This is a genomic window from Lysinibacillus macroides (assembly GCF_001281525.1).
GTDB classification, from domain to species: Bacteria; Bacillota; Bacilli; order Bacillales_A; family Planococcaceae; genus Lysinibacillus; species Lysinibacillus macroides.
Map to the genome: position 1 here is coordinate 402,216 of NZ_LGCI01000002.1, position 15,147 is coordinate 417,362.

10 protein-coding genes, 17 tRNA genes and 1 riboswitch are annotated in these 15,147 nt (G+C 40.6%); of the genes, 5 read left to right on the top strand and 22 right to left on the bottom strand.

Annotated features, from left to right (window positions below):
* Positions 1 to 73: 73 nt before the first annotated feature.
* Both ADM90_RS23580 and ADM90_RS02020 read right to left on the bottom strand, forming a co-directional pair.
* A complete protein-coding gene (locus ADM90_RS23580; protein ID WP_083448426.1) occupies positions 74 to 2,968 on the bottom strand; it encodes an InlB B-repeat-containing protein in 2,895 nt (964 codons plus the stop codon).
* Between the two features lie 75 nt (positions 2,969 to 3,043).
* Entirely contained in the window at positions 3,044 to 4,345 is a 1,302-nt protein-coding gene (locus ADM90_RS02020; protein WP_053993399.1) for a hypothetical protein, read from the bottom strand.
* Positions 4,346 to 4,768: 423 nt separating this feature from the next.
* Here ADM90_RS02020 and ADM90_RS02025 point away from each other — a divergent pair, with 423 nt between their 5' ends.
* Genes ADM90_RS02025 through ADM90_RS02035 form a run of 3 tightly spaced genes read left to right on the top strand, consistent with a single transcriptional unit; the run spans position 4,769 to position 6,986 of the window.
* Entirely contained in the window at positions 4,769 to 5,650 is an 882-nt protein-coding gene (locus ADM90_RS02025; RefSeq protein WP_053993400.1) for a carbon-nitrogen hydrolase family protein, read from the top strand.
* Entirely contained in the window at positions 5,634 to 6,311 is a 678-nt protein-coding gene (locus tag ADM90_RS02030; protein ID WP_053993401.1) for a GNAT family N-acetyltransferase, read from the top strand. The genes ADM90_RS02025 and ADM90_RS02030 overlap by 17 nt, the downstream gene beginning before the upstream one ends.
* A 3-nt stretch (positions 6,312 to 6,314) precedes the next feature.
* Complete coding sequence (locus ADM90_RS02035; RefSeq protein WP_053993402.1) at positions 6,315 to 6,986, top strand: hypothetical protein; 672 nt, start codon at positions 6,315 to 6,317, stop codon at positions 6,984 to 6,986.
* 61 nt (positions 6,987 to 7,047) lie between these two features.
* On the opposite strand, the gene ADM90_RS02040 is transcribed toward ADM90_RS02035, so the two are convergent.
* Positions 7,048 to 8,502: an amino acid permease gene (locus tag ADM90_RS02040; protein ID WP_053993403.1), complete on the bottom strand. Its 1,455-nt coding sequence runs from the start codon at positions 8,500 to 8,502 to the stop codon at positions 7,048 to 7,050.
* 81 nt (positions 8,503 to 8,583) lie between these two features.
* Positions 8,584 to 8,760, bottom strand: a riboswitch (Lysine riboswitch).
* Between the two features lie 177 nt (positions 8,761 to 8,937).
* Between ADM90_RS02040 and ADM90_RS02045 the strand changes: the two genes are divergently transcribed.
* Positions 8,938 to 10,146, top strand: a complete 1,209-nt coding sequence (locus tag ADM90_RS02045; protein ID WP_053993404.1) for a CynX/NimT family MFS transporter — start codon at positions 8,938 to 8,940, stop codon at positions 10,144 to 10,146.
* 24 nt (positions 10,147 to 10,170) lie between these two features.
* Here ADM90_RS02045 and ADM90_RS02050 read toward each other — a convergent pair whose 3' ends face one another.
* Both ADM90_RS02050 and ADM90_RS02055 read right to left on the bottom strand, forming a co-directional pair.
* Positions 10,171 to 10,710, bottom strand: coding sequence for a hypothetical protein (locus ADM90_RS02050; RefSeq protein WP_053993405.1), 540 nt, complete (start codon positions 10,708 to 10,710; stop codon positions 10,171 to 10,173).
* Between the two features lie 298 nt (positions 10,711 to 11,008).
* Positions 11,009 to 12,055: a nitric oxide synthase oxygenase gene (locus ADM90_RS02055; protein WP_053993406.1), complete on the bottom strand. Its 1,047-nt coding sequence runs from the start codon at positions 12,053 to 12,055 to the stop codon at positions 11,009 to 11,011.
* Between the two features lie 660 nt (positions 12,056 to 12,715).
* Between ADM90_RS02055 and ADM90_RS02060 the strand changes: the two genes are divergently transcribed.
* Positions 12,716 to 13,006: a chorismate mutase gene (locus ADM90_RS02060; protein ID WP_053993407.1), complete on the top strand. Its 291-nt coding sequence runs from the start codon at positions 12,716 to 12,718 to the stop codon at positions 13,004 to 13,006.
* A gap of 557 nt (positions 13,007 to 13,563) precedes the next feature.
* Here ADM90_RS02060 and ADM90_RS02065 read toward each other — a convergent pair.
* The 17 genes from ADM90_RS02065 to ADM90_RS02145 all read right to left on the bottom strand — a co-directional run bounded on the left by ADM90_RS02065 (position 13,564) and on the right by ADM90_RS02145 (position 15,091).
* Positions 13,564 to 13,635 (bottom strand) — tRNA-Glu (locus ADM90_RS02065).
* A gap of 1 nt (position 13,636) precedes the next feature.
* Positions 13,637 to 13,713 (bottom strand) — tRNA-Asn (locus ADM90_RS02070).
* An 8-nt stretch (positions 13,714 to 13,721) separates the two neighbouring features.
* A tRNA-Ile gene (locus tag ADM90_RS02075) sits at positions 13,722 to 13,795 on the bottom strand.
* Between the two features lie 2 nt (positions 13,796 to 13,797).
* Positions 13,798 to 13,871 (bottom strand) — tRNA-Gly (locus ADM90_RS02080).
* An 8-nt stretch (positions 13,872 to 13,879) separates the two neighbouring features.
* Positions 13,880 to 13,952, bottom strand: a tRNA-Phe gene (locus ADM90_RS02085).
* A gap of 6 nt (positions 13,953 to 13,958) precedes the next feature.
* Positions 13,959 to 14,051, bottom strand: a tRNA-Ser gene (locus ADM90_RS02090).
* Between the two features lie 13 nt (positions 14,052 to 14,064).
* A tRNA-Ala gene (locus tag ADM90_RS02095) sits at positions 14,065 to 14,140 on the bottom strand.
* Between the two features lie 16 nt (positions 14,141 to 14,156).
* Positions 14,157 to 14,233, bottom strand: a tRNA-Pro gene (locus tag ADM90_RS02100).
* 15 nt (positions 14,234 to 14,248) lie between these two features.
* Positions 14,249 to 14,325 (bottom strand) — tRNA-Arg (locus ADM90_RS02105).
* 20 nt (positions 14,326 to 14,345) lie between these two features.
* Positions 14,346 to 14,418, bottom strand: a tRNA-Lys gene (locus tag ADM90_RS02110).
* 12 nt (positions 14,419 to 14,430) lie between these two features.
* Positions 14,431 to 14,505: transfer RNA gene (locus ADM90_RS02115), tRNA-Gln, on the bottom strand.
* Positions 14,506 to 14,514: 9 nt separating this feature from the next.
* A tRNA-His gene (locus ADM90_RS02120) sits at positions 14,515 to 14,590 on the bottom strand.
* 46 nt (positions 14,591 to 14,636) lie between these two features.
* Positions 14,637 to 14,710 (bottom strand) — tRNA-Trp (locus ADM90_RS02125).
* A gap of 4 nt (positions 14,711 to 14,714) precedes the next feature.
* Positions 14,715 to 14,798 (bottom strand) — tRNA-Tyr (locus ADM90_RS02130).
* 7 nt (positions 14,799 to 14,805) lie between these two features.
* Positions 14,806 to 14,881: transfer RNA gene (locus tag ADM90_RS02135), tRNA-Thr, on the bottom strand.
* A gap of 7 nt (positions 14,882 to 14,888) precedes the next feature.
* Positions 14,889 to 14,964 (bottom strand) — tRNA-Asp (locus tag ADM90_RS02140).
* Positions 14,965 to 15,015: 51 nt separating this feature from the next.
* Positions 15,016 to 15,091, bottom strand: a tRNA-Val gene (locus ADM90_RS02145).
* Positions 15,092 to 15,147 lie beyond the last annotated feature (56 nt).

The following is a 15,147-nucleotide window of genomic DNA, read 5'->3' on the forward strand; positions in this document are numbered from 1 at the left end:
ATATGTACAAGCCTTAAAAAATGCCCCTTTCAGTATTAATTGTATAGTTAATACTGAAAGGGGCGACATCATCTTACGAATCTATTGTTTGCATTACACGGTATAAAAATGTCACAAACTGCGCTCTTGTGACAGGGGCGTTTGGATTAAATTTACCGTTATCCCCAAGTGCAATGCCTTCTTGCTCTAGCACAGCAATATAGCCTGCACTCCAATGCTTCTGGTCTACATCTGCAAAGGAACTTATGCCTTCAGGCGTTCGGTTCATTAAACCAACGAGTACCTTTGCCAATTGTGCGCGTGTCATCTTTTCTGCTGGCAGGAATGCACCATTTGTTCCATCAACAATACCCGCCTGTTGTAAGGTCATAATTGCTTCGTAGTAAGGGTGAGTTGGGGACACGTCGGAGAATTTCTCTGCTTCCCTTTTTGGCTCAAAGGTAAAGGCACGTCCAATTAATGCTGCGACATGCATGCGGCTAATCGCTTCATTCGGTCGGAAAGTACCGTCCTCAAAGCCTTGTATAATCCCCTGTGCCGTTAGTTCCTCAATCATGTCTTTTGCCCAATGGCGTTCGATATCGCTAAATGTTACGGATGGACTTGGTGCTTCTGGTTCAGGCTGTGGCTGAGGTTCTTCCACAGGTAATGCTGCCCATTTAGCATAAAGCGAAATATTTTCACGCAGTACCGTATCTGCTACCCATGGCTTTGTCAGTGCCTCATCCTGATACCAGCCATCAAAGCGATAGCCTTCTCGTGTTGGGACAGGTAAGTCACTAATTTTTGTATTATAGGCCATGTCAATGGGCGCTAGCGCTGTGCCGCCGTTTGTATGCAAGGTGATTTTCACCTTTGCAGGCAGTGAATGGTCATTGCCGTTGTTGTTACCGTTGTCATTTGAGACAGGTGGCGGATTGGAAATGACTTTCCATTGGGCATAGAGGGTGATATCCTTTGTGACGACATCTACGGCAAAATCCCATTTCTCATCTCTATCCGTATACCAGCCAGCAAATGTATAGCCCTGTTTGCTTGGCATAGGAGGTTCAATTGCTTTCTCGTTATACAGAACTGGTTGTTCGGCTACATAGCTACCACCATTGGATTCAAAGGTTACTTTATAGGTGTTCGGTATCCACTTGGCATACAATATTTGGTTGCTTGTACCCATTGTGAAAGTTCCATTCTCTGCATAACTATCTCCTTGACCATCTGCCTGTGTATTCCAACCTGCAAATGTATAGCCCGTTTTGATTAAATTGCCGCTATTACCTTGCACTGTCACACTCGTATTTTCTTCATATCTTTGCGTGTCCTCTGGTATATCACCACCTGTTGCACCATTTGGATTATAGGTCACCGTGTACGTTGGATTCGCTGTCCATTGGGCATATAGGGTGATATTCGCTGTCACCTGAAACGTATCATTTGCTGTGTATGACGTTCCTTCCCCATCTGCTTGCATATTCCAACCTGTAAATGTATAGCCTGTTCTTTCCAAACTGCCGCTATTCGCTTGGACAGTTACTGTCTCTCCTTGCTGATAGGTCATTTTACCAATCGGTACATCGCCTACCGTTGCACCATTTTCTTTATATATTACTTCATAGAAATTGGCTTCATATGCCCCTAAATCAATGGCGCTTCCTTGGATACGTGGATTTCCCGCAAGGTCAGTTTGCGTCCTATTCAAAATATTCTGCCCTCTATCAATAGCTGGGGATTTTATTCGTAGTTGATAATCTTGCTGGTTTGGGTCCATAAAAATTGCTTCAGGTGTATACGTTTCTCCTTGTATCTCCCCAGAAAATTTGGCTACAACTTCCCCATTTTCCTCTACATCCAATAAGCTATTTCCAATCGTACCTCCGACGTTTGAATGAAGTGCTGGTTCTCCATTATTGCCTACGATAATACTATTTTGAATTTTACTGTTTGCATCACCGCCATAAATAACATATGTGCCTTTATTGCCACTCATTGTGACGTTTGTTAGCGTGGGGCTACTGCTACTATTGAGCATGCCGCCTCCATACATATTTGCATTATTTCTATCAAATATCACATTGGTTAGCGTGGGGCTACTGCTACTATTGAGCATACCGCCTCCATTCGAATTTGCAGTATTACTATTAAATATCACATTGGTTAGCGTGGGGCTACTACCATCATTGTACATGCCACCTCCATAACTTGAGGTATTGCTATCAAATGTCACATTTATTAGCGTGGGGCTACTACTCCCATTATTGTACATGCCGCCTCCATCCACATTTGCATTATTGCTATCAAATGTCACATCTGTTAGCGTGGGGCTACTACTCCCATTATCGTACATGCCGCCTCCATCCACATTTGCATTATTGCTATCAAATGTCACATCTGTTAGCGTGGGGCTACTACTCCCATTATCGTACATGCCGCCTCCATCCACATTTGCATTATTGCTATCAAATGTCACATCTGTTAGCGTGGGGCTACTACTCCCATTATTGTACATGCCGCCTCCATAACTTGAGGTATTGCTATCAAATGTCACATCTGTTAGCGTGGGGCTACTACTCCAATTGTACATACCGCCTCCATACACATTTGCATTATTGCTATCAAATGTTACATCTGTTAGCTGAGGGCTACTACTCCTATTGTACATGCCGCCTCCATACACATTTGCATTATAGCTATCACATGTTACATCTGTTAGCTCAGGGCTACTACTACTATTGTACATGCCGCCTCCATCCACATTTGCATTATTGCTATCCAATGTACAATCTGTTAGCTCAGGGCTACTACTACTATTGTACATGCCGCCTCCATCCACATTTGCATTATTGCTATCCAATGTACAATCTGTTAGCTCAGGGCTACTACTACTATTGTACATGCCGCCTCCATACACATTTGCATTATTGCTATCAAATGTTACATCTGTTAGCTGAGGGCTACTACTACTATTGTACATGCCGCCTCCATACACATTTGCATTATTTCTATCAAATATCACATTGGATAGCGTGGGGCTACTACTCCCATTATTCTACATGCCGCCTCCATACACATTTGCCTTATTGCTATCAAATGTCACATCTGTTAGCGTGGGGCTACGACTCCAATTGGACATGCCGCCTACAGACACATTTGCATTAATGCTAGCAAATGTCACATCTGTTAGCGTGGGGCTACGACTCCAATTGGACATGCCGCCTACAGACACATTTGCATTAATGCTAGCAAATGTCACATCTGTTAGCGTGGGGCTACTACTCCAATTGTACATGCCGCCTCCATACACATTTGCATTATTGCTATCAAATGTCACATCTGTTAGCGTGGGGCTACTACTCCAATTGCACATGCCGCCTCCATATGAATTTGCATTATTGCTATCAAATGTTACATCTGTTAGCTGAGGGCTACTACTCCCATTATTGAACATGCCGCCTCCATATGAATTTGCGGTATTGTTATCAAATATCACATTTGTTAGCTGAGGGCTGCTACCGTTCTCATTGAGCATACCCCCTCCAGATCTATGTGAAAAGCTACCATTTGCATTCCCTCCCGTAATCGTTACACCGTCTAAAATAGCTGTAGTATTCAAATTTAAACCATTCGGATGATACAACACATGATAAACATTATCAGTGTTATCCCCTACTATCCCAATATCCCCACTTAAAATCGTTTTATTGTTTACCCAATCACGTGCTTCTAAATGGCTTTCTGTTCCATTAAAGCCACCATAAATCGCTACATTGTTTTGCATTCGGAAGGTTGCAGTACGTGGATCATTTGAAGTCGTTCTCTCTGTCGGTTTATATATGCCTGCTGCTAACCAGATTTGTACAGGTTTTGCCATATCAGATGCTTCATCAAGTGCTTGCTGCAAATTTCCAAAAGCATTTGCCCAGCTTGTGCCATTTCCATTTTTATTTTGATCCACATAAATAATCGCACTTGTCATTCGCAATGGTTGCACTAGCTGCGAACCAATTTTGATAATACGCCTTTCCTCCACATCTGCTAGGCGGAACCATAGCTCATGCTTGCCTTCCTCTGTGATAACCAATGGCTGTGTATCGTCAAAGGGCTGCCATGTTGTGCGCGCATCTTGTGAAATTTCAATTCCTGCGCTATCGCCAGAGGTCGTTGTTACCTGTACTTCTACAGGGCTTGTGGCAGTGTCCCCTTCATTATATGGTTGTCCGTTTGTTGTCATTGTGATATGCAAGGGGGACAGATTTCCTGTTGCCATGGCTGGTAAACTACCAAATAGCGTTTGCATAAACAAGGCAACAATTGCTATAAGTGCTAGGGCTTGCTTTGTTTTTCGTTGCATACAGAGTTACTCCTTTTCATTAGATTTAAATTACTAGGTATATCACCACTTCCTTAAAACAGAAGACTATCTATATATTATCTAAAAGTAATATAATGCTATAAGTTTTATTCAATTGATGTTAGCTGTTTATTTCTAATTTTACTTTATATTATCTGAAAGTAACATTCAACTACAAAAAAATTGAAAATTCAATTTTCCTTTTTCAATAGCCGAGTCATGTTGGCTAATTTATAAAAAAAATTGAAGGCCTTTCACACTAGATGAACAATCTGTAAAAAAGCGCTTCTTTCAGTAGTAACTACATCATTATATTTTGTTGACGTTGTTCATGGTGCAAACAAAAATGCTAGGAATTGATGACAAATAAGGAAACACAAGCTATGATGATTGTAAATCTTATATCATTGAGGGGGATTGGCATTGAAACTTCGTGTATCTGCTATTCAGTATCATATGCATGATATTCGTTCCTTTGACGAGTTCGCGCAGCAATGTGAGCATTATGTAAAAACAGCTCAAGAATATGAGGCGGATTTTGTGTTGTTTCCAGAGCTTTTCACAACACAACTGCTATCCATCGGTAATGACAAGGGGGAGCCTCTTGAAATCACAGCTTTACCTGCTTTTACAGCACAATACAAGACCTTATTTACTACGCTTGCCCAGAAAACCAATACACATATTGTAGGGGGCACACATATTATTGAGCGCGAGGGCCATTTGTACAATGTTGCCCATCTTTTTTATCCTGATGGAAAAATTGAAGAACAAGCGAAATTACATATTACCCCCTTTGAAATAGAGGGATGGAATATGGCAGCAGGTGAGCAATTGCATATTTTTGATACAGAAAAGGGAAAGATCGCTATTTTAACTTGCTATGATATTGAGTTTCCAGAAATCGTGAGAATAGCAAAAGCTAAAGGAGCAGATGTGATTTTCTGTCCTTCCTGTACAGATGACCGACACGGTTTCCATCGTGTACGTTATACTAGCCATGCACGCGCTATAGAAAATCAAGTATATGTTGTATTAACAGGTACAGTAGGTTCCATTTCTGTTGATTTGATGCGTGCCAATTTTGGCCAAGCAGCGATTGTTTCTCCAAACGATATCCCCTTCCCACCAAAAGGGCTTCTCGCAGAAGGTGAACTCAATCATGATATGCTGGTAACCGCTGACCTTGATCTCAATTTATTGTATGAAGTGCGAGAAAAAGGCTCTGTCACAACATGGCGAGATCGGCGAACAGATTTATATATTGATTGGGAAAAGGATGAAGATCATGACCTATCGAAGTGACGTATATGTATTTGATGGTGGTAAGCCCATTCCTGCTATTATTCGTAATTACACAGAGTCAGATTTTGCTGCTATGATACGCTTACAGGCTGCCTGCTTCCCTCCACCCTTCCCTGCTGAATTATGGTGGAACGAACAGCAGCTTGAAAAGCATGTCACACTTTTTCCAGATGGAGCAATTTGTGTAGAAATCGCAGGCGAAATTGTTGGCTCTATGACAACATTACGTGTTCAATTTGACCCTGAACATCCACAGCATAGTTGGGCAGAGATGACAGATAACGGCTATATTCGCAGCCATGATCCAAAAGGCAATACATTGTATGTAGTGGATATTTGCATAAGTCCCAAGTATCGAAAGCTAAGTTTAGGCAAACAAATGATGCAAGCCATGTATCAAATTGTTGTAGAGCAAAAACTCAATCGACTTGTTGGCGGTGGGCGTATGCCTGGATACCATCAATATGCAGAGCGTCTATCGGCAGCTCAATATGTTCAATCGGTTGTCAATGGTGAGTTAACGGATCCTGTCTTAACATTTTTATTGCGCTGTGGACGCATGCCACTCGCACTTATCGAAAATTACCTAGACGACGAGGCATCCTTAAACTATGCTTTATTAATGGAATGGAAAAACCCTTTTATGGCAAGGAGGAAGTAACAAATGGAATATAAACGCATTACAACAATTGAGGATCCACTTTTTGCAAAAATGCATACATTATTAGGAGAAATTTTCCCGCCTGAAGAGGTTCTGGCATTTGATTTATGGAAAGAGCCTTTGGAAGATCCAAGCATTCGCGTTTTTGTCGCAGTTCATGAAGGCTCTGTTGTCGGGGCTACTGAATATCGTTACTACCCTGCGTGGAATATAGCAATGACAGATTTTACAATTATCGGTAAACCCAATCTCGGTATCGGGCGTTACCTGGCAGTAAATCGCAGTGCGGATTTGGAGAGATTGGCAAAAGAGCATGGTAAAGTACTGTATGGTATGTTTGCAGAAATATATAATCCCTATGAGCGTGAAGATTTTGCATTTGGTGGAGTCATGGCGATGAATCCTTATGTTCGCCGCGAGGTACTATCGCACCTTGGCTATCAGCGGCTTGATTTCCCGTACGTCCATCCTTCTTGGAAAAATGATGGAGAGGCGGTAGAGGGACTTGATTTATGTTTCATGCCAACAGATGCTACTATAACAGAAATTGAAGCGAGCTTAGTTGTAGATTTTATCACGGATTATTACACAGTCTTGCCCAATAAACCACAGCGCTGGCTCGACATGATTGAGGACTTGAAAAAAAGAAAAACGATTCTACTTCAGCCATTATAGTTAAATTCAGCCCCTGTCCTCTTTCATGGACGGGGGCTGAATTTATGTGCGTGCTTAGCATCTAACGTAAATCACATTGTTCAAGTGGCAGCATTTTCGTTTTATACTTAATTTTATAGCCAAGCCATAGCAGTAAAAATAGTGGGATCCCAATATAAGAGACTAGAACACCGTACCAATCAATTTTACCACCCATAAAGGCTGTGTAGTTTTGACCTATTACAACAATCATACAAACGGTAAAGGCAAAGAGCGGTCCAAACGGGTATAGTTTGGCTTTATACGGTAACAGCTTTGGATCTAAGCCCTGTGCTTCAAAAGCTCGACGGAAGCGGTAATGACTAAAGGCAATGCCTAGCCATGCGATAAAGCCCGACATTCCTGAAGCATTTAACAGCCACATATATACAACACCGTCTCCGAAAAATGATGCTAAAAATGCTAAACAGCCTACAGCCAATGTTGCAAGCAATGCATAGATTGGAATTCCTCGACGGCTTAGCTTTGTGAAAAGTTTAGGTGCATGGCCATCTACGGCTAATTGCCATAGCATACGAGATGCTGCATATAGCCCTGAATTCCCCGCTGATAGCATTGCCGTTAAAATAATAGCGTTCATCAAAGATGCTGCAAAGGCAATTCCTAGACGATCAAACACTAATGTAAACGGTGATACAGCGATATCCTCTGACAATAAACGCTCATCTGTAAATGGAATTAATAGCCCGATTGCAGCAATCGCTAAAATATAAAATAGAATAATTCGCCAAAATACTGATTTCACTGCCTTTGGAATATTTTTGCCGGGATCATCTGTTTCACCAGCCGTTACGCCAAGTAGCTCTGTTCCTTGGAATGAAAATCCAGCGGCAAGAAAAATTCCAAATGTCGCAAGGAAGCCACCATGAAACGGCCCATCACTAATAAAGAAATTCGTAAATCCTACAGGTGCTTGTCCACCCAAAATTCCAAAAATCATTAAGATGCTAATAATAATAAATACAATAACAGTTGCTACTTTAATCATCGCAAACCAATATTCACTCTCACCATAGCTCTTAACGGATAATAAATTAAACGTTAGCACAACTGCAATAAATAATACTGTCCATAATGCTGATGAACTCTCTGGGAACCAATATTTCATAATTAAGGATACAGCTGCAATTTCTGCTGCAATAGTAATTGCCCAGTTATACCAATAATTCCATCCTAATGCAAAGCCAAGAGCAGGGTCTACAAATTTTGTAGCATACGTACTAAAGGAACCTGATGACGGCATATAAGCAGCCATTTCTCCTAAGCTTGTCATTAAAAAGTACACCATCACACCAATTAAAGCATAGGCAAGCAATGCTCCCCCAGGACCTGCTTGTGCAATGGCTCCTCCGCTAGCTAAAAATAACCCTGTGCCAATTGTTCCACCTAAAGAAATCATTGTAATATGGCGACTTTTTAATTCCTTTTTCAGCTTCGGCGTTTTATGACCAAGCTGATTTACTTTTATTTCACTCACGATATAGCTTCCTTCCTATTAATGAGGCAAAAAAATGCCATCACATAAACACTGTGATGGCTAAGTTAATCCTCAGTTTCTTTAAATGATAGCTCAACACGTTGTGTCAACGTGACAGTTCTGTTCCTTTCGGAAACAGCCCCAGCATAAGGTTTTCAAGTCCCCTTACACTTCGGCAGTATTTCCTTTCAACTAATCTCTTCAATGCTTGTCATCTCCATTAGTTTACTAATAAATACCGCGACCTCTACCTCAATACAAACATGAGGCATATAATTATTAAATTTATGATGTTTATTATATTAACATAAGACCTTCGCCGTTTCAATACAATGTTAAATGTTCAATTTTTTATGAATTTTCTACTATTTTTAATCCTGTGATAAAGTGTTATAGTAGTCCAATTAGAATGGTTATGAACAGGGGGACTTTATTTTGACATCAAATCATCAATCCACTAATTATTCAAGTAGAAAAATTAGCTGGAGAGGAAAAACTTTACTATTAGTCTTTGGAGTCATCTTTATAGCTTCTACGTTGAGAATGCCACTAACAGTTGTGGGTCCAATTATCTCCTTTATACGGGATGATCTTGGTATTTCCAATGTATTAGCAGGCTTTCTCACAACGATTCCATTGCTTGCTTTCGCTGTTGTATCACCATTTGCACCAGTTGTAGCACGTAAACTAGGGCTTGAGCTCACATTATTTTTATCAACAATTCTGTTAGCTTTAGGGATTGTCCTACGCTCACTTGGTACAACAGGATTGCTTGTATTTGGTACTGTACTCATTGGTGTAGCAATAGCCTTTGGAAACGTATTGATTCCAGGTTTATTAAAATTAAAATTTCCATATCATGTAGGCTTACTCATGGCATTTTTCACAATGTCGATGAATTTAACTGCTGGTGTTGGGGCAGGAATTAGCTATCCAATAGCCAACTCTTCATTAGGCTGGCAAGGAGCCTTAGCTATTGCGCTTGTACTGGTTATATTAACGATTTTAATATGGCTACCTCAATTGAGATCAAATAAGCCTGAACCAGCTACTACAGCTAAAAAATCAAGTACCCCATTATGGAAATCACCGCTTACGTGGGCAGTAACAGGGGCAATGGGCTTGCAGTCTTTATTATTTTATACGACAGCGGCTTGGATTCCGGAAATCTACATATCTCAAGGGTTAGCCCCTGACAAAGCTGGTTGGATGTTTTCCATTATGCAATTTTCACAAGTTCCAATGGCATTGGCTGTACCCATTTTTGCCAGTAAAATGGCTTCACAGCGACCTCTTGTTCTCATGTTTACATCCTTCTATTTAGTAGGCTTTGTAGGTGTTGTAATGGAGTGGACAAGTTTAGGGGTATTATGGATGATTCTTTTAGGGCTAGCAGGTGGATCTTCATTCGCCTTAGCAATGATGCTCTTTACACTTCGCACCCGCACTGCATTTGAGGCTGCAGATTTATCAGGCTTTGCCCAATCATTAGGTTATTTATTTGCGGCAATTGGTCCTATTCTTTTTGGTTACTTGCATGATTTATTTGGTGGTTGGAATATTGCAGGCTGGCTCTTTGTTGTTGTAGCCATAGTGCTTTTCCTCTGCTCAATGCGAGCCTCTCGAGATGAATATGTTCATTAAATAAAAGCAGACGGGGACAACAAATCATGTTTCCCATCTGCTTTTCTGTCTTAGTAAGGCTAACAATTCAGCCAGACTGTCTGCTGTTTCTTTATGGTCAGTAATGATGGCCATAAAAATCGGAATAGCCTCTTGTAAAAGTAAATGACTAAAATAATAGTAGCCTAAAAATGCCCGCTGCTCATAGCCTTTTGGCGTATCTTTCTCCCACTCCAGCTCATCCTCTTCCTCATTTTCCGACCATAAATATTGAATAGCTAGCAACTCCTGCATAGTTGGAACCGTGTGAACTCTATCTATGGAATCCTTAGTAATTGCATAAGCGACAGCTAAATAAAGCTCTATTTCTTGTAATGTCACATCCTCTGCATTTTTGCTAGCAAGCTGTTTTAAAAGGAGTAACAAAGTCCATGGGGTTACCTGCCAGAGTGTACCCTGATGCTCAATTAATTCAGCTAGCTGTTGATATTGCTCTTGCTCAATTAGCCGTGGAATAGCGGTCCCTCTACCATAAGACGTGGTCAATTGCTTCCATGGAATATTCGGAAAATGCTCGTTTAACATATTGATTCACTTCCTTTTGGAAAGTAAAGTATATTTAATGTAATTGGTCTGCTCGAAATCGTATAGAGATTTAAAATGTAAGAAGACAATTATTACAATAAATACAGGAGACGATCATTCCAGTTATTAATCGATATACATTATTTTCGCAAACGTGATGACACCTAGAGTTAAATGAAGACGTTGATTTAAAAATAGGGACAATATGTTATAAATTTATTGAAAGTATTGACAGATAAAGCAAAACCTTTTCTAACAAAGGAGTGTCTTAAAATAATTTTTAGACACTCCGCTACTCTTAATAGCATGGCTTTTGATAAAAATAATTTGGTGTATGATAAATATTCACATATGGCTTATGAAAAATATGTGTGGTTGCAGGTGACAATGGTGGAATTAACCATGTCCAATTACCTGTAAGTTCTCGCTTTGCTGACGCCTCGGCTTCTTCAAACAATTTAAATTGCTGAGCAGCTGTATGATGATCCACAATGCTTACTCCCTTTTCTTTAAAGGAATGAAGCACAGCAATATTGAGCTCCACTAAGGCACGATCCCGCCAAAGTGAGGCATATTTCGTTGTATCGAGATGAAATATCTCTGCAATAGCTGGAAGCATATTATAACGATCATGATCTGCTAAATTGCGTGCCCCGATTTCCGTACCCATATACCATCCATTAAATGGAGCAGCTTGAAAATCAATTCCTGCCATTTGAAAACGCATACTTGAAATAATGGGTACAGCATACCATTTCAATCCTAATTTTTCTACCTCTGCTGACTCTGGATGACGAATTGACACTTCTAAAATATATTCCTTAGGGATTGGAAATAATTGAGGGGCACGTTCATCTACCTGTATCACTAGCGGAAGCACATCAAAAGCAGTCCCCTCTCCTTTCCACCCCAACGATTCACATATTTTTGTAAATGCGATAGAATGTGCATCACCAATAATACCTGAAGCCCCTTCATAGCCTGCATAACGAATTAGCTGATGATTCCAAATTCGCACTCTTCCTGACGCAAACACTGTAATGGTTGGACGAATTTTCCCATTATTGGTAGAATATCCAATATGCTCCAGTAGCTTTTGAAAAATCTCCTGCTCATCTACAATATTACGCGCATCTACTACATGTAATGACTGCCAAAATAGACGTCCAATACATTTATTACTATTGCGCCACGCTACTCGTGCACCAAAGACTAATTCCTCCGTTGTAGGATAATATTCACCTGCTGCTTCAATCTGGTGTAATCTATTTTCTAACCAATCGTATGAGTAATTTTGTTCTACTTGATAAAGACTTAAAAACTGCTGTATCTCCTGTCTATTCATAGGTCGATTCCTCCATCTATCCTCATATTAGAGGAAGGAAACGATCTACACCACGAAAATATCTTTCAAAAAAACATACATTTTTTATATATGAAATAGTTTGTTCAAATTTATAGATAGCTGTTATGTTATTTCATACGTGATTATTATCAATCATGTACAAATTGTAATGGAGTAGAATTCATTATAACCCATTAATAGAAAAAGCCTAGACTCAACTTGAGTACCTAGGCTTTGAATTACGATGACATTTATAGATTAACACACCATCCTGAACAATTTCTGAACAAATTGATCACTACACATAAGATAAGTAGAAAACTTGAAATTTAGTCTTACTTTTTGCTAACCGTTCGAAATGAATTAAACGTCCCCAAGTGTATGAACATACTAGCATTCAATTGATGTTAAGCGATTTCTCAAGTATTTAAAGCCACAGATGTAGTTTTATCAGCATTTTCCTATCTTCATAATCAAGGATATTTCTATTTTCTCATAGATTAAGAACTTTTAAAGATGTAAGACTTAGCAATTGGGAGTTCTGTTTATATCTTTTAGAAAATATTATGGATAAAATTGGTAAATTTTAATTGATACTAATCAAACAAACAGTTAAAATAAATTAAATTGAATTCAGTAAGTTGAGAGGAGATAGTTTAGTTGAGAGATTGTAAAAGCATAGAAGAGGTAAGAGAATGTATTGATAGCCTTGATAACCAGATTGTAAAGTTACTTAGTGAGAGGAGCAGATTTGTTGAGCAAGCTGCCAAATTTAAAAAGGATGCTGAAGATGTTAAGGCTCCACAAAGAGTAGAAGCTGTTATTGAAAAAGTTCGTAAATTAGCAAATGAAAATAATGTAAATCCAAATACGATTGAAGAAATATACCGAACAATGATTTCATGCTTTATACAACATGAAATGGTCCAACATGCAAAAATAAATACTTAGAGTATAGAAGCTGGGCTTTATACTGATTTTTAGTGTTACTTTTTGGATCTGTTAATAGAATAACCAAAAAGCTATTTTAATTTTCTTTTTTAAATATTTGACAAAATGGCAGAAGGATCATTAAAATAATCAAATTTTTTATAAAATCAACCTCAAATTTACAGAGTGAAAATTCACTGTAGAAACTTATTGGTCCCTCTGCAAAAAATGCAGTTATAAGACTCCCTACTTTAGTAAGAAAGAAGTGTTTTAGGAATAGCGACACTATACTACAGAGTATCTCTTTAAGATACCAACCAGGAGTTATGTTGATAAACCAAGGTTTTTCAAAATGGATTCTCTATATTTAACGTAAAATTTCGCTTAGATTCAGAAATTTGTCCTCATGAAATACCAGAAAATTAATGAAGTGATCAAGTAAAATACTTGTGAACTTTCTTCAATTATGAAACCCCACCAAGCCTCCCTACTTTACTTTATAATGTTCCACAAAGATAAATTTTATAATTCCTTTAACAATAAAAAAGCATGTAACACATATTGTGCTACATGCTTGATGACCCGTACGGGATTCGAACCCGTGTTACCGCCGTGAAAGGGCGGTGTCTTAACCACTTGACCAACGGGCCGTGGCTCCGAAGGCAGGACTCGAACCTGCGACAACCTGATTAACAGTCAGGTGCTACTACCAACTGAGCTACTTCGGAATAATGAATGGGCCTAAATGGACTCGAACCATCGACCTCACGCTTATCAGGCGTGCGCTCTAACCAGCTGAGCTATAGGCCCCTTGGAGCGGGTGATGAGAATCGAACTCACGACATCAGCTTGGAAGGCTGAGGTTTTACCATTAAACTACACCCGCATAAATGATGGGTCAGGACGGAATCGAACCGCCGACACTTAGAGCTTCAATCTAATGCTCTACCAACTGAGCTACTGACCCGGAAAATGGAGGAGGTAGAGGGATTCGAACCCCCGCGCGGTGTTACCCGCCTGTCGGTTTTCAAGACCGATCCCTTCAGCCAGACTTGGGTATACCTCCAAAAATATTAAAATGGTGGAGCCTAGCGGGATCGAACCGCTGACCTCCTGCGTGCAAGGCAGGCGCTCTCCCAGCTGAGCTAAGGCCCCATTTTATCATGAAAGATGGTCGGAATGACAGGATTCGAACCTACGACCCCTTGGTCCCAAACCAAGTGCTCTACCAAGCTGAGCTACATTCCGAAAGCATATTTTTAATGGCGCGCCCGACAGGAGTCGAACCCATAACCTTCTGATCCGTAGTCAGACGCTCTATCCAATTGAGCTACGGGCGCATATTATGTAAAATAAATGATGAGCCATGAAGGACTCGAACCTTCGACCCTCTGATTAAAAGTCAGATGCTCTACCAACTGAGCTAATGGCTCTCAAAATAAAAATGGCTGGGGTACTAGGATTCGAACCTAGGCATGACGGAATCAAAATCCGTTGCCTTACCGCTTGGCTATACCCCAACGTTAAAATGGGGCGACTGATGGGAATCGAACCCACGAATGTCGGAACCACAATCCGATGCGTTAACCACTTCGCCACAATCGCCACTATATTATAATAACAGCTATACATGAACGAGTACCTCAAGACCTGGCAGGGGCAGTAGGAATCGAACCCACACCAAAGGTTTTGGAGACCTCTATTCTACCGTTGAACTATGCCCCTAAAATGGTGGAGGGGGACGGATTCGAACCGCCGAACCCGAAGGAGCGGATTTACAGTCCGCCGCGTTTAGCCACTTCGCTACCCCTCCAAGGGAATGGTGCCGGCGATAGGAGTCGAACCCACGACCTACTGATTACAAGTCAGTTGCTCTACCAACTGAGCTACACCGGCATAATAATGGCGGTCCCGACCGGGATCGAACCGGCGATCTCCTGCGTGACAGGCAGGCATGTTAACCGCTACACCACGGGACCATAATGGTGGAGGATGACGGGCTCGAACCGCCGACCCCCTGCTTGTANTAATGGTGGAGGATGACGGGCTCGAACCGCCGACCCCCTGCTTGTAAGGCAGGTGCTCTCCCAGCTGAGCTAATCCTCCACATTAGAAATAAGCGAAGCGATGTCCTACTCTCACAGGGGGAAGCCCCCAACTAC